This window comes from Gaiella occulta, assembly GCF_003351045.1.
Classification (GTDB): domain Bacteria; phylum Actinomycetota; class Thermoleophilia; order Gaiellales; family Gaiellaceae; genus Gaiella; species Gaiella occulta.
Map to the genome: position 1 here is coordinate 98,425 of NZ_QQZY01000007.1, position 19,187 is coordinate 117,611.

At 72.8% G+C, this 19,187-nt stretch carries 19 protein-coding genes; 13 read left to right on the plus strand and 6 right to left on the minus strand.

Annotated elements, in window-relative coordinates; all coding sequences use genetic code 11:
- Positions 1-7: 7 nt before the first annotated feature.
- Genes Gocc_RS13170 through Gocc_RS16330 form a run of 4 tightly spaced genes read right to left on the minus strand, consistent with a single transcriptional unit; the run spans position 8 to position 3,936 of the window.
- The gene (locus tag Gocc_RS13170; protein ID WP_114797030.1) at positions 8-1,633 is read right to left on the minus strand and encodes a long-chain fatty acid--CoA ligase; all 1,626 of its coding nucleotides are present in this window, start codon (positions 1,631-1,633) and stop codon (positions 8-10) included.
- A gap of 1 nt (position 1,634) precedes the next feature.
- Positions 1,635-2,564 carry an acyl-CoA dehydrogenase family protein gene (locus tag Gocc_RS13175; protein WP_114797031.1) on the minus strand — a complete coding sequence of 310 codons (930 nt, stop codon included), beginning with the start codon at positions 2,562-2,564 and terminating at the stop codon, positions 1,635-1,637.
- Positions 2,564-3,724 carry an acyl-CoA dehydrogenase family protein gene (locus Gocc_RS13180; RefSeq protein WP_114797032.1) on the minus strand — a complete coding sequence of 387 codons (1,161 nt, stop codon included), beginning with the start codon at positions 3,722-3,724 and terminating at the stop codon, positions 2,564-2,566. The genes Gocc_RS13175 and Gocc_RS13180 overlap by 1 nt, the downstream gene beginning before the upstream one ends.
- A gap of 50 nt (positions 3,725-3,774) precedes the next feature.
- The gene (locus Gocc_RS16330; RefSeq protein ID WP_181813671.1) at positions 3,775-3,936 is read right to left on the minus strand and encodes a hypothetical protein; all 162 of its coding nucleotides are present in this window, start codon (positions 3,934-3,936) and stop codon (positions 3,775-3,777) included.
- 67 nt (positions 3,937-4,003) lie between these two features.
- Here Gocc_RS16330 and Gocc_RS13185 point away from each other — a divergent pair, with 67 nt between their 5' ends.
- From Gocc_RS13185 to cofH, 6 genes are all read left to right on the plus strand, one after another.
- Positions 4,004-4,735, plus strand: coding sequence for an ABC transporter ATP-binding protein (locus tag Gocc_RS13185; RefSeq protein ID WP_114797033.1), 732 nt, complete (start codon positions 4,004-4,006; stop codon positions 4,733-4,735).
- The gene (locus tag Gocc_RS13190; RefSeq protein ID WP_114797034.1) at positions 4,732-5,439 is read left to right on the plus strand and encodes an ABC transporter ATP-binding protein; all 708 of its coding nucleotides are present in this window, start codon (positions 4,732-4,734) and stop codon (positions 5,437-5,439) included. Before Gocc_RS13185 ends, Gocc_RS13190 begins: the two co-directional genes overlap by 4 nt.
- A gap of 9 nt (positions 5,440-5,448) precedes the next feature.
- The gene (locus Gocc_RS13195; protein WP_114797035.1) at positions 5,449-6,333 is read left to right on the plus strand and encodes a branched-chain amino acid ABC transporter permease; all 885 of its coding nucleotides are present in this window, start codon (positions 5,449-5,451) and stop codon (positions 6,331-6,333) included.
- A complete protein-coding gene (locus tag Gocc_RS13200) occupies positions 6,333-7,322 on the plus strand; it encodes a branched-chain amino acid ABC transporter permease (RefSeq protein WP_114797036.1) in 990 nt (329 codons plus the stop codon). The genes Gocc_RS13195 and Gocc_RS13200 overlap by 1 nt, the downstream gene beginning before the upstream one ends.
- 128 nt (positions 7,323-7,450) lie before the next feature.
- Entirely contained in the window at positions 7,451-8,692 is a 1,242-nt protein-coding gene (locus Gocc_RS13205) for an ABC transporter substrate-binding protein (protein ID WP_114797037.1), read from the plus strand.
- A gap of 114 nt (positions 8,693-8,806) precedes the next feature.
- The gene (gene cofH, locus Gocc_RS13210) at positions 8,807-11,170 is read left to right on the plus strand and encodes a 5-amino-6-(D-ribitylamino)uracil--L-tyrosine 4-hydroxyphenyl transferase CofH (RefSeq protein WP_114797038.1); all 2,364 of its coding nucleotides are present in this window, start codon (positions 8,807-8,809) and stop codon (positions 11,168-11,170) included.
- Positions 11,171-11,600: 430 nt separating this feature from the next.
- Here the strand turns inward: cofH and Gocc_RS13215 are convergent, their stop codons facing one another.
- Positions 11,601-12,326 (minus strand): 1-(5-phosphoribosyl)-5-[(5-phosphoribosylamino)methylideneamino]imidazole-4-carboxamide isomerase, encoded by a 726-nt coding sequence (locus tag Gocc_RS13215; protein WP_114797039.1) that lies wholly within the window; start codon positions 12,324-12,326, stop codon positions 11,601-11,603.
- 25 nt (positions 12,327-12,351) lie between these two features.
- Here Gocc_RS13215 and Gocc_RS13220 point away from each other — a divergent pair, with 25 nt between their 5' ends.
- The 7 genes from Gocc_RS13220 (at position 12,352) to hisIE (ending at position 18,390) form a co-directional block, all read left to right on the plus strand.
- On the plus strand, positions 12,352-12,687 hold the full coding sequence (locus tag Gocc_RS13220; protein WP_114797040.1) for a YerC/YecD family TrpR-related protein: 336 nt from the start codon (positions 12,352-12,354) through the stop codon (positions 12,685-12,687).
- Positions 12,684-13,571, plus strand: a complete 888-nt coding sequence (hisG, locus tag Gocc_RS13225) for an ATP phosphoribosyltransferase (RefSeq protein ID WP_114797041.1) — start codon at positions 12,684-12,686, stop codon at positions 13,569-13,571. The genes Gocc_RS13220 and hisG overlap by 4 nt, the downstream gene beginning before the upstream one ends.
- Positions 13,568-14,725: a histidinol dehydrogenase gene (gene hisD, locus Gocc_RS13230; RefSeq protein ID WP_181813672.1), complete on the plus strand. Its 1,158-nt coding sequence runs from the start codon at positions 13,568-13,570 to the stop codon at positions 14,723-14,725. Before hisG ends, hisD begins: the two co-directional genes overlap by 4 nt.
- Before the next feature lie 183 nt (positions 14,726-14,908).
- The gene (locus Gocc_RS13235) at positions 14,909-16,480 is read left to right on the plus strand and encodes an aminotransferase class I/II-fold pyridoxal phosphate-dependent enzyme (RefSeq protein WP_181813673.1); all 1,572 of its coding nucleotides are present in this window, start codon (positions 14,909-14,911) and stop codon (positions 16,478-16,480) included.
- A 49-nt stretch (positions 16,481-16,529) separates the two neighbouring features.
- Positions 16,530-17,132 carry an imidazole glycerol phosphate synthase subunit HisH gene (hisH, locus tag Gocc_RS13240; protein WP_114797044.1) on the plus strand — a complete coding sequence of 201 codons (603 nt, stop codon included), beginning with the start codon at positions 16,530-16,532 and terminating at the stop codon, positions 17,130-17,132.
- A complete protein-coding gene (hisF, locus tag Gocc_RS13245) occupies positions 17,114-17,854 on the plus strand; it encodes an imidazole glycerol phosphate synthase subunit HisF (protein WP_114797045.1) in 741 nt (246 codons plus the stop codon). The genes hisH and hisF overlap by 19 nt, the downstream gene beginning before the upstream one ends.
- Entirely contained in the window at positions 17,854-18,390 is a 537-nt protein-coding gene (hisIE, locus tag Gocc_RS13250; protein ID WP_220150623.1) for a bifunctional phosphoribosyl-AMP cyclohydrolase/phosphoribosyl-ATP diphosphatase HisIE, read from the plus strand. Before hisF ends, hisIE begins: the two co-directional genes overlap by 1 nt.
- A gap of 3 nt (positions 18,391-18,393) precedes the next feature.
- Here hisIE and Gocc_RS13255 read toward each other — a convergent pair whose 3' ends face one another.
- Positions 18,394-19,089 (minus strand): class I SAM-dependent methyltransferase, encoded by a 696-nt coding sequence (locus Gocc_RS13255; RefSeq protein ID WP_181813674.1) that lies wholly within the window; start codon positions 19,087-19,089, stop codon positions 18,394-18,396.
- Between the last annotated feature and the right edge of the window lie 98 nt (positions 19,090-19,187).

Consider the following 19,187-nt stretch of genomic DNA (forward strand, 5'->3'; position numbering starts at 1 on the left):
CCTCCCTCTAGCGGTTCTCGGCCGCGCCGGCGGTTGCGAACCGCTCGCGCAGCGCCGTCTTGCGGAACTTCCCGACGGCGGTCTTCGGGATCTCGTCCACGAACTCGAAGCGCTCCGGCAGCCACCACTTCGCGAAGTGGGGGGCGAGGAAGTCGCGGAGCTCGTCCGGGGTCGCGCTCGCGCCCTCGCGCAGCACGACGACGCCGAGCGGACGCTCCGCCCACTTCTCGTCGGGGACGGCGATCACCGCCGCCTCGAGCACGGCCGGATGGCCCATCAGCGCGTTCTCGAGCGCGACCGTCGAGATCCACTCGCCGCCGGACTTGACGAGGTCCTTCGAGCGATCCTGGATCTCGATGTAGCCGTTGGGCTCGATCGTGACGATGTCCCCGGTCTTGAACCAGCCGTCGTCCGTCCAGCGGTCGCGGGCGTCGGGCGCCTCGTAGTAGGACGACGCGATCCAGGCGCCGCGCACCTCGAGCTCGCCCATCGTGGCGCCGTCCCACGGCACGAGGCCGTCACCGCCGCGCGCGCGGATCTCGACGAACGGGGCGGGAAGGCCCTGCTTGGCGCGGTAGGCGAACTGCTCGTCCTCCGGCAGCGCCCGCTCGCGGCTCGAGAGCTCGGAGATCGTGCCCAGCGGGGCCATCTCGGTCATCCCCCAGGCGTGCGTGACGTGGATGCCGTGGCGGCGCTCGAAGCCCTCGATCATCGACCGCGGCGCGGCCGAGCCGCCGACGATCATGGCACGGAGCCGTGACAGGTCCCATCCGTCCGGGCGCGCGTCGAGCGCCTGCAGGATCCCCATCCAGATCGTGGGCACGCCCGCCGTCACCGTCACCTCCTGCTCGACGAACGCGTCGAGGAGCGACTGCGGGTCGAGGTGGGGGCCGGGGAACACCTGCTTCGAGCCGACGAGCGTGCAGGTGAACGGGAAGCCCCATGCGTTGGCGTGGAACATCGGCACGACGGGAAGCACGCTGTCGTCCTCGCCGATGCCGAGCGTGCTCGACTGCGTGGACGCGAGCGAGTGGATCGCGATCGCGCGGTGGGAGTAGAGGACGCCCTTCGGCCGGCCGGTCGTCCCGCTCGTGTAGCACATCGCCGCAGCGGCGCGCTCGTCGATGTCGCGGTATGCGAAGTCGTCCGCGTCCGCGGTCGCGAGCAGCTCCTCGAAGTCGAGCGCGCCGTCCGGCGTCGGGCCGTCGCCCACGGCGACGACGTGCTCGAAGCCGACCCGGTCCGTGAACGTCTCGACGAGCGGCCACAGCACCTTGTCGGCGATCAGCACGCGGTCGCCCGCGTGGGAGGCGATGTAGGTGAGGTCGTCGGCGTGGAGGCGCAGGTTGAGCGTGTGCGTGACGAGCCCGGCGACGGGGGCGCCGATGTAGGTCTCGAGGTGCTCGTGGTGGTTCCAGCAGAAGGTGCCGACCCGGTCGCCGTCGCGCAGGCCGAGCTCGTCGCGCAGCGCGAGCGCGAGCTGCTTGGTGCGGCGCGCGAAGTCGGCGTAGGTGTAGGTGTGCCAGGACTTGTCGGGGAGGCGGCTGACGATCTCCTTGTCTCCGTAGAGCTGCTCGCCCCGGCGCAGGATCGCCGGCACGTTGAGCTGGTAGTCCATGATCAGTCCGTCCACGTCACTCTCCTTCTCCGTCGAGCAGCCGGGCGGCGACCTCGGAGCGCAGCTGCGCGCCCGACGCGTCCCACGACTGGATCCACAACGCCCGCTTGTACAGCCGGTGCAGCACGTGCTCCCAGGTGAAGCCGATGCCGCCGTGCGCCTGGATCGAGCGCTCGCAGGCGGCGACGGCCGCCTCGGCGCACTGCGCCTTGGCGGCGGCGGCCGCGAGTCCCGCCTGCGGGTCGTCCACGGCGATGCACCAGGCGGCCCACAGCGCCAGCGAGCGCGCCAGCTCGAGCTCCATGTAGGTGGTGGCGAGGGGGTGCGAGATCGCCTGGTAGACGCCGATCGGCCGTCCGAACTGCTCGCGCTCCTTCGCGTAGGCGACGGCCAGCTCGAGCGCGCGTGCGCCGACGCCGCACGCCTCGAGCGCGAGCGCCGCGCGCGACCGCGTCCGCATGCGGGGAAGCAGCTCCGAGCCGGCGAGCCGGCGGCCGGCGGAGCCGCCCGTGACGACGCCGAGCGGGCGCGTGGCGTCGTTCGTCTGCAGCATCTCGCGCCCGGCGCCGTCGAGCTCCCAGATCGAGTCGCCGCCGACGACGGCGATCCGCGTCGCCGTGTCCAGATCCGGCACGAGCGGCCCGAGCGCGAGCGTCCAGCTCGCCTCGCCCGCCGCCACCTGCGCCTGCAGCTCGGGCGGCAGCGCGGGGAGCACGACCGCCACCGTCGACCAGAAGGGTGCGTGCGTGAGCGCGCGGCCCATCTCCTCCACGAGGACGGCCTCCTCGAGGAAGCCGAGGCCCGCGCCGCCGAGCTCCTCCGGCACCGAGACGCCCGTCCAGCCGAGCCCGGCCAGCTCCGCCCAGGACGGCTCCGGATGCGCCGCCAGGAAGCTGCGCGCCTGGGAGCGAAGCTCGTCCTGCTCCGGCGTGAAGGCGAAGTCCATTAGCGCGACCTCGGCAGCCCGAGCACGCGCTCGGCGACGATGTTGCGGAGGATCTCCGAGGTGCCCGCCTCGATCGTGTTGCCGCGGCTGCGTAGCTGGTGATGCTGCCAGTAGCCGCCGTAGGGCGCGTTGTCGGCGAGCAGCTGCGCATCCTGCGCGAGCAGCTCGAGCGCGAGCTTGCCGAGCCGCTGGTTCGCCTCCGACCACTGCAGCTTCAGGATCGACCCTTCCGGCCCGGGCACGCCGGTCTTCATCAGCGCCGACAGCGAGCGGTAGGCGGTGAAGCGCAGCCCCTGCAGCTCGATCCATTCGCGCGCGATCGCGTCGCGCTGCGTCGCCGTCGCTCCGCGATCCTGTGCGAGCTCGATCAGCTTGCGCACCGCGACCTCGAGCGCCGCGGTGAGCGCGAAGCCGAGCGTGCCCCGCTCGTGCAGCAGCGTCGTCATCGCCACCTGCCAGCCCCCGCCCACCTCGCCGAGCACGTTCTCGACCGGCACCTCGACGGCGCTGAAGAAGATCTCGTTGAACTCCGCCTCGCCGGTCATCTGCCGCAGCGGCCGCACCTCGACGCCGGGGCTGCGCATGTCGACGATCAGGTAGGTGAGGCCCGCGTGGCGCTCCGAGCCCGGGTCGCTGCGGGTGAGCAGGAGGCACCAGTCGGCGATGTGCGCGAACGACGACCACACCTTCTGGCCGTCGACGACGAAGCGATCTGCCTCGAGCCGGGCGCTCGTGCGCACGGCAGACAGATCCGATCCCGCCCCCGGCTCCGAAAAGCCCTGGCACCAGATCTCGTCGGCCGAGAGGATCCGCGACAGGTGCCGCGCCTTCTGTGCCTCGCTGCCGTGCGCGATGATCGTCGGCCCGGCCATGCCGAGCCCGATCACGCCGAGGTGGTGCGGCGCCTCGGCGCGCGCCATCTCCTCCAGGAAGATCGCCTGGTAGCTGTACGGGCAACCGCCGCCTCCGTACTCCTTCGGCCAGGTCAGACCCGCGTAGCCGGCCTCGTAGAGCGCTCGGCTCCACTCCCTGACGGCCTCGCCCTCGAAGCGCGCCGCGCCGCCCCGGTGGCCACGCAGCCCGTCCGGCAGGCTCGCCGCGAGCCAGTCGCGCAGCTCGGCGCGGAAGCGGGCCTCGTCGGGTGTGTCGCGGAGATCCACGAACGCGATCGTAGTCTGCGGCGAAGGCGAGAGCGAGCCCTCCGTCCAGCTCAGGGTGCGACGGCCGCCGTCAGCTCGGCGACTCCGTCGAACACGGCATGTGGCGTCCCCGCCGCGCACCAGACGCGCTCGAAGCGGTGGAGCGAGTCGTCGATCGTCCGCAGCAGCCGCTCCCGCACCGTGCGCGCCGTCGGGTGGAGGGTCGGGGCCACGGCGCGAGCGCAACGGAGCGGATGCGCTTCACCGGGGCCGCGCGGCACAGTAGGGTCCCCATTTCAGATGGGTGCCACACTGCTCTCCGTCCGCGGTATCACGGTGCGCTTCGGGGGCATCGTCGCACTCGACGGCGTCTCGTTCGACGTCGAGCGGGGCCAGATCTCCGGTCTCATCGGGCCCAACGGCGCCGGCAAGACGACGCTCTTCAACGTCGTCACCCGCCTCTACGCGCCCGACGAGGGCGAGCTCGAGCTCGACGGGCGCTCCCTCTTGCAGACGCCGCCGCACCGCATCGTCGAGCGGGGCATCGCGCGCACCTTCCAGAACATCAACCTGTTCCGCTCCATGTCGGTGCTCGAGAACGTGCTCGTCGGCGCGCACACGCGCGGCCGCTCGGTCGGCGCGGGCGATGCGCTCGCGATGCTCGAGTACGTCGGCCTCGCCGACCGCGCCTCGATGCCGGCGGCGGCACTCCCGTACGGCGTGCAGAAGCGCGTCGAGCTCGCGCGCGCGCTGATCGCGAGGCCGCGGCTGCTGCTGCTGGACGAGCCGGCGGGCGGCCTCAATCACGAGGAGGTCGAGGAGCTCGGCGACTTCATCCTGGGCCTGCGCCGAGACCACGATCTCACCGTGCTCCTCGTAGAGCACCACATGAGCCTCGTGATGCGCATCTCCGACCACGTCAACGTGCTCAGCTTCGGGCGCAGGATCGCCGGCGGCACCCCCGACGAGGTGCGCGCGAACCCGGACGTGATCGAGGCCTACCTGGGCGGCGACCAGGAGACGGCGGCGTGAGCGCGCTGCTCGAGCTGCGGGACGTCGAGGCGCGCTACGGGCCCGTGCAGGCGCTGCGCGGCGTGTCGCTCGAGGTGCCCGAGGGGGCGATCGTCGCGGTGCTCGGCGCCAACGGCGCCGGCAAGACGACGACGTTGCGGGCCGTGTCGGGCACGGTCCGGCGCAGCGGGGAGATCCTCTTTGCCGGGAAGCCTCTGCACGGCGGCCCGGAGGCGACGGCGAAGCTCGGCATCGCCCACGTGCCCGAGGGGCGGGGGACGTTCGTCGACCTCACCGTGACCGAGAACCTCCGCATCGGCGCCTACACGCGCCGCGACCGTGGCCTCAGGGCCGACATCGAGCGCATGGCCGGCTACTTCCCCTGGATCCACGAGCGCGGCGGCCAGCGCGCAGGCACGCTCTCCGGCGGCGAGCAGCAGATGCTCGCGCTCGCCAGGGCGCTGATGAGCCGGCCGCGGCTGCTCATGCTCGACGAGCCCTCGCTCGGGCTCGCCCCGCTCGTCGTACGCGAGATCTTCCGCCTCGTGCGCGAGCTGAACGAGAAGGAAGGGCTGGCGGTGCTCGTCGTCGAGCAGGACGCGCGCATCGCGCTCGAGACAGCCGCCTCCGCATACGTGCTCGAGGTGGGACGGGTGGCGGTGTCGGGGGCGAGCGCCGACCTGCGCGAGGACGAGGTCGTGCGTCGGAGCTACCTGGGGTATTGACGGTGGGCGATGTCTGACTTCTTCCAGCAGGTCGTGTCGGGGCTCGCCTCCGGCGGTGTCTACGGCTCGCTCGCGCTCGCGATCGTGCTCATCCACCGGGCCACCGGCGTGATCAACTTCGCGCAGGGCGAGATGGCGACGTTCTCGACCTACATCGCATGGACGCTGACGACGAACCACGGCTGGTCGTACTGGCCCGCGTTCGCCGTCGCGCTGCTCGTCTCGTTCGCGGGCGGGATCGGCATCCATCAGGCCGTGATCCGCCCGGTCGAGCGCGGATCGCAGATCCGCGTCGTGATCGTCACGATCGGGCTGCTGCTCGCGATCAACGGCGCGATGACGTGGATCTGGACGGGCGAGGTGCGGTCGGTGCAGAGCCCGTTCCCGACGCGCACGCTCGACGTGGCGGGGGTCGCGATCTCGATCCAGGACATCGGCACCTTCGCCGTCTCGATCGGAACCGTCGTCGCGCTGTGGGCGCTGTTCCAGTTCACGAAGGTGGGGCTTGCGATGCGCGCCGCCGCCGTCAACCCGAACGAGGCGCGACTCGTCGGCGTGCGCGTGCCCCTGATGCTCGGCCTCGGCTGGGGCCTCGCGGCGGTGCTCGGCGCGGTCGCGGGCATGCTCACCGCCCCGAGCGTCTTCCTCGACCCGAACATGATGCAGGCGATCCTCATCTACGCGTTCGCCGCCGCGGTGCTCGGCGGCATCGACTCGCCCGTGGGCGCCGTCGTCGGCGGCCTGCTGCTCGGTGTCGGGCTCAACCTGCTCGGCGCGTACATCGACTTCGTGGGCGCGGATCTGCGCCTGCCCGCCGCTCTCCTCGTGATCCTCGCCGTGCTCCTGCTGCGGCCCGCCGGGATCTTCGGGCGGCGGGAGGTGAGGAAGGTCTGATGCGCGGCTCCACCGTCCGCACGCCGGCCCTCTTTGCCGGCCTCGCAGCCGCCGTCTTCGTGCTGCCCGCGTTCCTGAGCGACTTCCGCGCGCAGCAGTTCGCCTACGTCGCCATCTACGTGATCTCGCTCACGGGCCTCAACGTTCTCACGGGCTACACGGGCCAGATCTCGCTCGGGCACGGAGCCTTCATGGCCGTCGGCGGCTACACGACGGCGATCCTGATGGCCGACCACGGGGTCAAGGACGTGTGGACGATCCCCGCGGCCGTCGCCGTCGCCGGGGCGGCCGGCTTCCTGTTCGGCATCCCCGCCCTGCGGCTGAGCGGCCTCTACCTCGCGCTGGCAACGTTTGCGATCGCCGTCGCGACGCCCGCGGTGATCAAGAAGTTCGAGGGCTTCACCGGCGGAGGCTCCGGCATCAACCTGTTCGGAACGCCCGAGCTGACGGCCTCGCTCACCCCCGTGAAGCTGCTCGGCGTCTCGCTCGACTTCAACAACTGGCTCTACTACCTGTCCTGGTCGCTCGCTCTCGTCGGGTACGTCCTCGCATGGCTGCTCCTGCGCGGGCGCACCGGGCGTGCGTTCAGGGCCGTGCGGGACAGCGAGACGGCGGCCGCCTCGTCGGGTGTCAGCCTGGCCCGCTACAAGACGCTCGCGTCCACGGTCGGCGCGGCGTACGCCGGTGCCGCCGGAGCCCTGTTCGCGATCGCGACGACGTTCGTCAACCCCGACACGTTCCCCATCTCGCTGTCGATCTTCCTGCTCGTCGGCGTCGTCGTCGGCGGGCTCGGATCGCTCACGGGGCTGGTCGCCGGTGCCGTGTTCATCCAGTTCCTGCCCCTGTGGGCGCAGAGCGTGTCCAACTCGCCGGGTGCGCCCGCGGTCGTCTACGGCGTGATCCTCATCGTCGTCATGCTGGTGCTGCCGGGGGGATTCTCGGGATTGCTCGCGCGAGTCGGTGCGTTGCGCGCAGCGCGTCGCGGGTGAGCGCGGACGCTCACGGTTTCGCCACGATCTCCTAACACGCCGGGGCTACGATCCGGCGGGACGGTCGACCGCCTTCCCACCGCGCCGACGACGTCGGATCCGCTGCGAACCAAAGGAGATCCACCCCGATGAGCAGGAAGCCGGCGCTCACGTGCCTCGCGCTCGCCGCCGCGCTTGCCCTCGGCGTCACGGCCGCGCCGGCCGGCACGGCGCGGAGCGCAGGCGACCCGGGCGTCACGTCCACGTCGATCCTGCTCGGCGGCACGTCGCCGCTGTCCGGCCCGGCCTCCGCGCACGCGGCGGTGGCGCGCGGAGCGGAAGCGTACTTCAGGTACGTGAACGCGACGGGCGGCGTGCACGGCCGCAAGATCGTCTACGAGGTTCTCGACGACGCCTCCGACCCGGCGCAGAGCGCGCAGGCGACGCGCCGGCTCGTCGAGCAGGACAGGGTGTTCGCGGTCTTCAACTCGTTCGGCAGCGCGCAGAACCTCGCGGTGCGCGACTACCTCAACGCCCAGAAGGTGCCGCAGCTGTTCGTCGCCTCCGGCGCGACGACGTGGGGCCGCGACTACGCGCAGTACCCGTACACGACCGGCTTCCAGCCGAGCTCCGAGGCCGAGGGCTGGGTGTACGGCAAGTATCTGGCGCGCACCGCGCCGGGGGCGAAGATCGCCGTCCTGTTCCAGAGCGACGACGACGGCAGGGATCTGCTCGGCGGCCTCAAGAAGGGCATCCGGCGCTCGCGCGTGAAGGTGGTGGCGGCGCAGCCCTACGAGGTGACCGCCTCCGACGTGGGCCCGCAGATCGCGAAGCTGAAGTCGTCGGGTGCCGACACCCTCGCGATCTTCGCGACGCCGACGTTCGCGAGGGAGGCCTACGCGCTCGCCGACAAGCTCGGCTGGAAGCCGAAGCGGGTGATCGCCAGTGCCGCCTCCTCGGACGCGGACACCATGCGGCTCGCGTCCGCGAGCGGGTCGAACAGGATCGTCGAGGGCACCGTCTCGATCGTCTTCGTCAAGGACCCGACCGACCCGTCGTGGAAGAACGACAGGGCGATCAGGCAGTACCGCCTGATCATGAAGCGCTACGCGCCCGGCGCGAGCATCGACGACGTCGACCACGTCTACGGCATGGCGGTCGCCTGGACGACCGTCGAGGCGCTCAAGCGGGCGGGCAAGGATCTCACGCGCGCCTCGCTGCTGAAGGCGGTCGACAACCTCGACGCTCCGGGCAACCCGTTCCTGCTGCCGGGCATCGCGTTGAAGACCGCCGGCGCGGATCACTACCCGATCGAGCAGATGCTGCTGCGGCGCTGGCAGAAGGGCTCGTGGAAGTCCTTCGGCGGGCTCTGGGGGTACCGGGTCTCGTAGCGCGGGGAGCGCCGCGGCCGCCGCGAACGAACACGTGCCCGGCTGCGCCGCCGCGGGTTCGCGTATGCTTCCGTCTCCGGCGCGAGGAGACCGCCCGGCGACACCACGTCACCGATGACCGATCTCGTCTCCGAGCTGCTCAGCGCACCCCTGGACGACCTCCTCGCCGAGGCGCGCCGCCTGCGTGCCGGCCCGCTCGTCACCTACTCGCCCAAGGTCTTCGTCCCCCTCACGACCCTCTGTCGCGACGTGTGCGGCTACTGCACGTTCGCACGGCCGCCGCGCCGGGGCGAGCGGGCGTTCATGACCGAGGACGAGGTGCTCGCGGTGGCGCGCGCGGGAGCCGCCGCGGGCTGCACCGAGGCGCTGTTCACGCTCGGCGACAAGCCCGAGCTGCGCTACAGGAGCGCGCGCGAGGAGCTCGCCGCCCTCGGCTGCGCGACGACGCTCGACTACCTCGCCCGCTGCGCGCGGCTCGTGCTCGACGAGACCGGGCTGCTGCCGCACCTCAATCCGGGCGTGATGACGCGCGACGAGATCTCGATGCTGCGACCGGTCTCGGCGTCGATGGGGATCATGCTCGAGACCGTCTCCGAGCGGCTGTCGCGGAGGGGCGGGCCGCACTGGGCCTCGCCCGACAAGGTGCCGGCGCGGCGGCTCGAGACGATCCGGCTCGCCGGGGAGCTCGCGGTGCCGTTCACGAGCGGCATCCTGATCGGCATCGGCGAGACCCGCGAGGAGCGGATCGACGCTCTTCTCGCGTTGAAGCGGCTCGGCGCGGAGCTCGGCCACGTGGGCGAGGTGATCGTCCAGAACTTCCGCGCCAAGCCGGGCACCCGCATGGCGGGCCATCCCGACGCGACGATGGAGGAGCACCTGTGGTCGGTCGCCGTCGCGCGGATCCTGCTCGGGCCCTGCTGGCACGTGCAGGCGCCGCCGAACCTCGCCTACGACGACTTCCCGCTCCTGCTCGACGCCGGCATCGACGACTGGGGCGGCGTCTCGCCCGTCACGATCGACCACGTCAACCCCGAGGCGCCGTGGCCGGCGATCGACCGCCTGCGCGAGGCGACCGCCTCGCGCGGCCTCGAGCTCGTGCCGCGGCTGCCGCTCTACCCCGAGTACGTCGCCGACCTCGAGCGCTGGGTCGACCCGGCGCTGCAGCCGGCCGTGCGACGGGCCTCCGACGCGCTCGGCCTCGCCCGCGAGGATCGTTGGGCGCCCGGTGAGCCGGTCGCCGTCCCGTTCCTCGTCCGCCGCGACGCGCCGCCGCTCGAGCTCGCCGGCGAGGAGCTCGGCGAGGCGGAGCTCGTGCGGCTCTTCTCGGCCCGCGGCAGCGAGCGCGAGCGCGTCTTCGCCGCCGCCGACCGGCTGCGGCGCGAGGTGTGCGGCGACGAGGTCTCCTACGTCGTCACCCGCAACATCCAGTACACGAACGTCTGTTACTTCAAATGCGGCTTCTGCGCGTTCTCGAAGGGCAAGCTCGCGGAGAACCTGCGCGGGCCCGCATACCTCGTGCCGATGGAGGAGATCGTGCGCCGCGCGCAGGAGGCGTGGGCGCGTGGCGCGACCGAGGTGTGCCTGCAGGGCGGCATCCACCCGGCCTTCACGGGCGACTACTACGCGGAGGTCGTCGCGGCGATCAAGGCGGCCGTGCCCGAGATCCACGTACATGCCTTTTCGGCGCTCGAGGTCTGGCAGGGAGCCGCGACGCTCGGGGTCTCGCTCGACGACTACCTCGCCCGGCTGCGCGACCTCGGCCTCGGCTCGCTACCGGGTACGGCGGCGGAGATCCTCGACGACGAGGTGCGGGCGCTCATCTGTCCGGACAAGGTCTGCACCGACCAGTGGCTCGAGGTGCACGACGCCGCTCATCGCGTCGGGCTGCGCTCGAACGTGACGATGATGATGGGGCACGTCGAGCGGCCCGTGCACTGGGCCCGCCACCTGTTGCGGGCGCGGGAGCAGCAGCAGCACAGCGGCGGCTTCACCGAGTTCGTGCCGCTGCCGTTCGTGCCGATGGAGGCGCCGATGTTCCTCAAGGGCCGCGCGCGCCGCGGGCCGACCTTCGGCGAGGTGCTGCTCGTGCACGCGGTTGCGCGGCTCGCCCTGCACCCGCTGATCACGAACGTCCAGGTCTCGTGGGTCAAGCTCGGGCCGGACGGCGTGCGCCAGGCGCTCGCCGCGGGCGTCAACGACCTCGGCGGCACGCTCATGAACGAGTCGATCTCGCGCGCGGCCGGCTCGGAGTGGGGGCAGGAGCTGCCGCCCGAGCAGATGGAGGCGCTGATCCGCTCCGCCGGCCGCGTGCCGCGCCAGCGGACGACGACCTACGGCGTGCCGCCGCAGGAGCAGGTGCGGCGCTCGTTCGGAGCGGAGCCGCTCGCCGAGCCTCTCAACCCGCCGGTGCGCGAGTCGGGGCTGAAGGCGCCGCCGCGGCTCGTGCGGCCGGGGCTCGTCGGGGCCCGCGCGCGCTAGTGCGGCGTCTCGCACCATTCCACCGGAAAGCCTTGTTGCGAGACGCCGCACTCGATGCTTGCTGCATGTCGCCCGGCTGCGGCGCAGCCGGGCGACATGCTCCTGAACGGGCGCGCTTCGCGCGCCCGTTTCGGGTCGAACGTCTGGAGACGGCGCACGAGCGAAGCGCTCTCGCGGCGCGGCGGACGGGGTCGTCCTCGTCCTGCGCATCCGCGGGAGGTCGACTGAACGGGCTCGTCGAGGTGATCGGGGCGCCGGAGATGGCGCCGTTGCGCTACCGGGTGCTCCACGCGGGCGCGCGTCTCGGCGGCGACGATCGAGCCGCCCTCGAGCGAGGCCTGGTCGTGACGCGGACGGCCTCGCCGCCCGGGCGCCGCCGGGGAAAGGCGCGGTGCCCACGGCGGGATGAGCCGGGTCCGCGCGCCGAGGCCTACATGCCGGCGGTGGCCTCGCGCGCCTCGGCGAGCGTGAAGCGACCGCGCAGGAGCGCGCTTCCGGCCACGGCTCCCTCGCATCCGGCTGCGCGGACGGCGACGAGGTCGGCGACCGACGCGATCCCGCCCGCCGCGAGCACCGGCACGCCGCACGGCAGCACCTCGGCGAGCAGGCCGAGGTCGGGCCCGGCGAGCGACCCGTCGCGCGAGGCGCTCGTCACGAGCAGCCGCGCGACTCCCGCCTGCGCGCAGCGCCGCGCGAGCTCCGCCGCGGTGATCTCCGAGGCCCGCGTCCACCCGTCGACGGCGACGCTGCCGTCGCGGACGTCGATCGCGACGACGAGCGCCTCCCCGAAGCGGGTCGCAGCCTCTTCGAGGAACGACGGCGAGAGCGCGGCGGTGCCCACCATGACGCGGTCTGCGCCAGCGTCGAGTGCCGCCTCGATCGAGGCGGCGGAGCGGTAGCCGCCGCCGACCTGGAGCGGCAGGCCTCCTGCCTGGGCGACGCGGGCTACGAGGTCGAGCGTCGGCGTGCCCGAGAAGGCGCCGTCGAGATCGACGAGATGAAGCCGGGTCGCGCCCTCGGAGGCGAAGCGGCGCGCGAGATCGACCGGATCTCCGCCCTCGATCGTGACCGCCTCGCGGCGCCCCTGGGCAAGCCGGACGGCGCGGCCCTCGAGCACGTCGATCGCAGGGATCACTTCGAACTGATGTGTTAGCACGCTAACATGCTATCATGTGAGGGTGATGACGCAGACGCGATCGACATCCGCTCCCGCCGCGGAGCACGCAGTCGAGCCGGTCGCCGGCCTCGACGAGCTCGCCGCCGCGCTGCGCACCCTGCGCAGCGACGAGGAGGTGACGCGCTTCCTCCGCGATCTCTGCACGCTACCCGAGTTGCAGGCGCTCGCGCATCGCTGGCAGACGGCGCGCCTTCTCGACGAGGGCGTGCCGTACGTCGAGATCGCCGACCGCGTGCCCACGTCGACGGCGACGGTGACGCGCGTGGCCCAGTGGCTCAGGCACGGCACGGGTGGCTACCGCGTCGCCCTCGACCGCGTCAACCGCAAGGGCCGCGTATGAGCGCGACGTTCACGCGGGCCGGCGAGAACGGCAGGCTCACGCTCGCCGTGCCCGCCAAGGGAAGGATGTCCGAGCCGGCGCTGAAGCTGTGCGCCGACGCGGGCCTCTCGTTCGAGACGACCGAGCGCTCGCTCGTCGTGCCGTGCGCCAACGCGCCCGTCGACCTCCTGCTCGTGCGGCCGAGCGACATCCCCGAGTACGTCCAGGACGGCGTCGTCCACCTCGGCATCACGGGAGCGAACCTCGTCGTCGAGGCGCAGGCCGACGTCGTCACCCTCTCCGAGCTCGGCTTCGCGCGCTGCACGCTTCAGGCCGCCGTGCCCGACGACGCCCCGCCGACGGCGATCGAGGACCTGGACCGGCTGCGCGTCGCCACGGCCTATCCCGTGTCGACGCGGCTCCTGCTGGAGGAGAGAGGCGTGTCGGCCGAGCTCGTGCCCGTCTCCGGGTCGGTCGAGGCGACACCACGGCTCGGCCTCGCGGATGCGATCGTCGATCTCGTCTCGACCGGCTCCACCGCGAGCGCGAACGGCCTGCGCCTGATCGGGAAGCTGCTCTCCTCGCAGGCCGTCCTCATCGGCGGCCGCGGCGCGGTCGTCGAGCAGCGCGACCTCGTCGAACGGCTCGAGCTCATGCTCTCGGGCGTCGTCGCCGCCCGCAGGCGGCGGTACGTGATGATGAACGCGAACGTCGAGACGTTGCCCGCGATCCGCGCCGTGCTGCCGAGCATGGGCGCGCCGACGGTGCTGACGCTCGCCGACGAGGGCGCGATCGCGGTGCACGCAGCCGTCGATGCCGACGACGTGTGGTCGCTGCTCCCGGCTCTGCGCGAGGCGGGGGCCTCGTCCATCCTCGTGCTCCCGATCGAGAGGCTCGTCCCGTGAGGGGTGCGGGGCTCGACGAGGCGATCGCCGCCGTTGCGCCGATCGTCGCGGACGTGCGAGACCGCGGCGACACGGCGCTGCTCGAGTGGACGGAGCGCTTCGACGGGCCGCGCCCGGACGGGATCCGGGTGCCGTGCGAGCGCATCGCGGCAGCATCCGTGCCCCATGACGTGCGCGACGCGCTGCGGCGGATGATCGGCTCCGTGCGGGCCTTCAGCGAGGCCCAGCGGCCGAGTGACACGTCTGTCGAGGCGGCCCCGGGCATCGTCTCGGAGCGGCGCTGGGTGCCGCTCGACGCCGTCGGCGTGTGCGTTCCCAGCGGCCGCTCTCCGCTTCCCTCGTCGCTCGTGATGACGGCCGTGCCAGCTCAGGTGGCGGGGGTGCGGCGGATCGCCGTCGTGACGCCGAACCCCGACGAGGCGATCCTCGCCGTCGCCCGCGAGCTCGGCCTCGACGAGGTGTACGCGGTCGGCGGCGCCCAGGCCGTGGCGGCTCTCGCCTACGGCACGGACACGATCGCGGCCGTCGACAAGATCGTCGGCCCCGGCAGCGCCTACGTCACCGCCGCGAAGCTGCTCGTCTCGAGCCGCGTCGGGATCGATCTTCCCGCAGGCCCGAGCGAGGTGGTCGTGATCGCCGACGGGGGCGCGGATCCGGCGGCGTGCGCCGCCGACCTGCTCGCGCAGGCCGAGCACGGCCCCGACAGCGAGGCGCTGCTGCTCACGACCGATCGTGCGCTGTCCGAGGCCGTCGCTATCATTGTTGCCGAGTATGAAAACATCGTCGTCGAGCTGGTGGAGTCGCTGGACGAGGCGCTGGAGCGCTCGGAGGCGTTCGCGCCCGAGCACCTCGAGCTGCACGTGGCAGATGCCGAGGCGCTCGTCGCCCGCATCCGCAACGCCGGCTCGGTGTTCGTCGGCGGCTCCGCCGTCGTGGGCGACTACGCCGCAGGCGCGACCCACGTGCTGCCGACGGGCGGGCTCGCGCGCTCCTCCGGCGGTCTCGGTCTCGAGTCGTTCCTGAAGCCCCTGCAGATCGTCAGGGCCTCGGCTGCGGGCGCCGCGGCCGCGGCGGCGGTCATCGGCCCGATCGCACGGGTCGAGGGCCTGCCGCTGCACGCCGCGGCCGCCGAGCACGCGGTCAGGGCCCGGTGAGCGCCGTGGCTGAGCGGAGAGTCGGCTGAGATGGACGTCATGGATGAACCCGAAACCGTGGATGACGGTCCAGGACGCGGACGCGGACGCGCCGCGGAGGCGGGCGCTGGACCCGTGATCTCGGCTTCGGCTTCGGCTTCGCCGGGTGATGCCCCGCTGGCCGGCTGCGCAGGCGGATCGCCCATGCCGATGCCGGTGGCCGACGGGTTCGCGCCGTACGTGTGGGCGTCGAGCGCGGCGGAGGTCGCTGCCCGGCACGGCGTGCCGCTCGAGCACGTGCTCAAGTTCGATCAGAACACGCCGCCGCTTCCCGCCGTGCCGCAGGTGCCGCTGGCGCAGAGCTTCGCCCGTCTCAACGAGTACCCGGACGGGCGGTACCGCGAGCTGCGCGAGGCGGCCGCGGGGTACGTCGGCGAGGGGGTCGGCTGGGAGCAGGTGGTGGTCGGCGCAGGAGCCGACGACCTGATCCTGCTCTGCGCGCGGACGTTCCTCGGGCCGGGGCGGCGGGCGTCGATCGTCGGGCCCACCTACTCCCTCTACCGCATCGCGACCCAGCTCGCAGGCGCAGAGCAGGGAGAAGAGGCCGAAGGTGCCAGCGTGCTGTGGCGCTGCAATCCGAACAACCCCACCGGTGCGGTCGTGCCCGCGCAAGAGCTCGTGGAGCTCGCGCGGGCGCATCCTGCCGCCGCGGTCGTCGTGGACGAGGCCTACGTCGAGTACGGCGGCGACTCCGTCGTGCCGTGGCTTTCGCAGGCGCCGAATCTGATCGTGCTGCGTACGCTGTCGAAGGCGTTCGGTCTCGCCGCGTTGCGCGTCGGCTATGCGGTGGCGGCGCCGCAGACGGCCGCGATCCTGGAGGCGCGTCGTGCGCCCGCACCGATCGCCGGCCCGGCCGCCAGCATCGCCGCGGCCGCGCTGCGCGATCCGCGGCTCGACGTCGAGCGGGAGGTCGCAGAGCGCGAGCGCGTGCGGACGGCGCTCGTCGAGGCCGGCTTCGATGCTCCGCCGGTGGCCGGCAACTTCGTGCTGGTGCGCAGCCGCGAGCCGCTCGGCGAGCGCCTCGAGGAGCAGGGCCTGATCGTGCGGCGCTTCGCCGACGGCATCCGCGTCACGCTGCGCCGCCCGAGCGAGAACGACGTTCTCCTGCGCGCGCTCGGCGCGCAGCCCGGGCCGGCGCCGGGGCGCGGCGCCACGGTGCTGCGGACGACGACCGAGACGGCGCTGCGGATCACGCTCGACCTCGACGGCACGGGCAGGGCCCGCGTCTCCACGGGTGTCGGCTTCCTCGACCACCTGCTCACGTTGCTGGCCTTCCATGCCGGCTTCGACCTCGACTGCCTTGCCGGCGGCGACCTCGAGGTCGACGAGCATCACACCGTCGAGGACGTGCTCGCCTCGCTCGGCACCGCGCTCGCGCAGGCGCTCGGCGGCCGCGAGGGCGTCGCCCGCTACGGCTCCGCCGTCGTGCCGATGGACGAGGCGCGCGCGACCGCCGCAGTCGACCTCGTGCGGCGTCCGCACGCGGAGATAGCGCTCACGTTCAGCGGCGACCGGGTCGGCGGCCTGGCGCTGTCGCTGCTGCCGCATGCGCTCGAGCGCTTCACGATGGAGGCGGGCTGCACGGTGCACGTCGAGGCTGCCGGCAAGGACGACCACCACGTCGCCGAGGCGGCGTTCAAGGCGCTCGGGCAGGCCTTGCGGCAGGCGGTTGCGGCGGGCGGCGCGGGCATCCGCTCGACGAAGGGCGCCGCATGAGGCTGCGTGCGGACACGCCCACGGCCGCCTCGACCGGGACGGTCGCCCGATGAAGGTCGTCCTCGCCGACTACGGCGCCGGCAACCTGCGCTCTGTCGTCTCGGCGCTGCGCCGTGCCGGTGCCGCGCCCGAGATCACCATCGACCCGTCCGCCGTCCGCGAGGCGCCGCTTGCGATCATCGCCGGCGTCGGCCACGTCGCGAGCGCGGCGCGCGGCCTCGCCGCCGTCGGCCTCGACGATGCGCTGCGCGAGCGCGTCTCCCTCGGCAGGCCGGTACTCGGCATCTGTCTCGGCATGCAGATCCTGTTCGAGGAGAGCGAGGAGGGCGGCGCCGGCCTCGGCCTGCTCGCCGGCCCGGTGCGCCGCCTGCGCGCGCGCCGCATCCCGCACATGGGCTGGAACACGCTGCAGGCGGCGCGCGAGACGGCCTTGCTCGCGGGCGTCGACGGGCAGGACGTCTACTTCGCCCACAGCTTTGCCGCCGTCCCCTCGGATCCGGGGCTCGCGGCTGCGACCGTCGATCACGACGGCGCCGTCGTCGCCGCCGTCGAGTCGGGCCCGCTCGCCGGCGTCCAGTTCCACCCCGAGCGGAGCGGCGCAACCGGTGCCCGCGTCCTCGAGAACGCCCTGGCATGGTCAAGAAGCGTGTGATTCCCTGCCTCGACGTCGCGGGCGGTCGCGTCGTCAAGGGCGTCAACTTCGTGAACCTGCGCGACATCGGCGATCCCGTCGAGCTCGCCACCCGCTACTCCGAGCTGGGCGCCGACGAGCTCGTGTTTCTCGACATCACGGCCACGGTCGAGGGCCGTGGGCCGATCCTCGAGGTGATCGAGCGCTCGGCCGAGGAGCTGTCGATCCCGTTCACCGTCGGCGGCGGCGTCACGGGGCTCGACGATGCACGTGCGCTGCTGCGCGCCGGAGCCGACAAGGTCGCCGTCAACCGCGCGGCGTTCGACGATCCGTCGATTCTCACCGGTCTGGCGGACGAGTTCGGCTCCCAGGCGGTGGTCGTCGCGATCGACGCGCGCGCCGGGGAGGTCGTCACGCATGGAGGCCGTACGCCGCGGGGGCGCGACGCCGTCGACTGGGCCTGCGAGGCGGTCGACCGCGGAGCGGGGGAGCTCATGCTGACGTCGATCGACGCCGACGGCACGCGAGCCGGGTACGACCTCGCGCTCACCGTCGCCGTCGCCGCCGCGGTCGACGTGCCGGTCATCGCCTCCGGCGGCGCGGGTGAGACGATCCACCTGGCGCAGGCGTACGATGCCGGCGCCGAGGCGGCGTTGATCGCGTCGATTGTGCACGAGCGGCCCGAGCGCCTGCCCGAGCTGAAAGCCGAGCTGAGGGAGATGGGATGGAACGTCCGCGTCTGATGCCCGCGATCGTCCAGGACGCGTCGTCGGGGCGGGTGCTCATGCTCGCCTACATGGACGAGGAGGCGCTGCGGCGCACCCGCGAGAGCGGCGAGGCCTGGTTCTGGAGCCGGTCGCGCCAGGAGCACTGGCACAAGGGCGAGACCTCGGGCTCGACGCTCGCGGTCGAGGAGATCCGGGACGACTGCGACGGCGACGCGCTCCTCCTGCGCGTCCGGCCCGCCGGCCCGGCCTGCCACACGGGCGCCGAGTCGTGCTTCGCGCCCTGGCTCTGGCGTATCGTGGCCGAGCGGGCGGCGCAGCGCCCCGAGGGCTCGTACGTCGTCTCGCTGCTCGAGCGCGGCGCCGCGGCCGCCGCGCGGAAGGTCGGCGAGGAGGGTGTCGAGGCTGCCCTCGCCGGAGCCGCCGAGTCGGACGAACGGCTGGTCGAGGAGCTCGCCGACCTCTGGTTCCACTCCTACGTGCTCCTCGCCGCCCGCGGGCTCGACCCCGATCGGGTCGAGCGGGAGCTGCGCCGGCGCCACGAGCGGCGCTGACCGTCACGCCCGGCGGCCGAGCAGGAGCCCGCGACCGGCGATGCCCTCCGCGTCCCAGCTCGGCTCGAGGCCGGCCGCGATGACGGCGTCGATCATGGGCTCGGGTGGGAAGAGCCCCAGCTCGTGCACGTCCGTGAACGACTCCGCGCCGGAGGGGGAGGCGACGAGGTACGTGAACACGAGGCGGGAGACGGTGCCGTCCCGGGACGAGACGCAGGCGCGAGCCACCTTCACGCCGTCGTCCTCGGCGACGTCGAGCGAGACGTGGCCGTCACGCCAGCGCTCGGGCGTCAGCCAGGGCTCGACGACGAGGAGGCCGCCGTCGGCGACGTGCGCGGCCATGGCCGCGATCGCCGCGCGCATCGCCTCGACCGTCAGCGTGTAGCCGATGGCGCTGAAGAGGCACGTGACGACGTCGAAGGTCCGCTGCAGGTCGAACGACCGCATGTCGGCAAGATGCAGCGGAACCTCGGGCAGCCGGCGGCGCGCCCCTTCCAGCAGGTCCGCGCTCGCGTCGAGGCCCTCGACGTCGTAGCGCGCTGCGAAGTGCTCGAGGTGACGGCCGGTGCCACACCCGACGTCGAGCAGCGTGCGCGCGGCCGGCGTGACGTCGCGGACGATGGCGTCCACCTGCGCCGCCTCGCGCGCGTACTCCTTCCCTCCGTAGATGAGGTCGTAGAGGTCGGCGGCGGGCAGCACGCAGCGGATGCTAACCCGTATCTCCCACCTGGCGGGGCGCGCGTGCCTTCGAGCAGGACCGGCTGCGGCGCCGGCTGGCAGATCCGGGCACGTGCTCG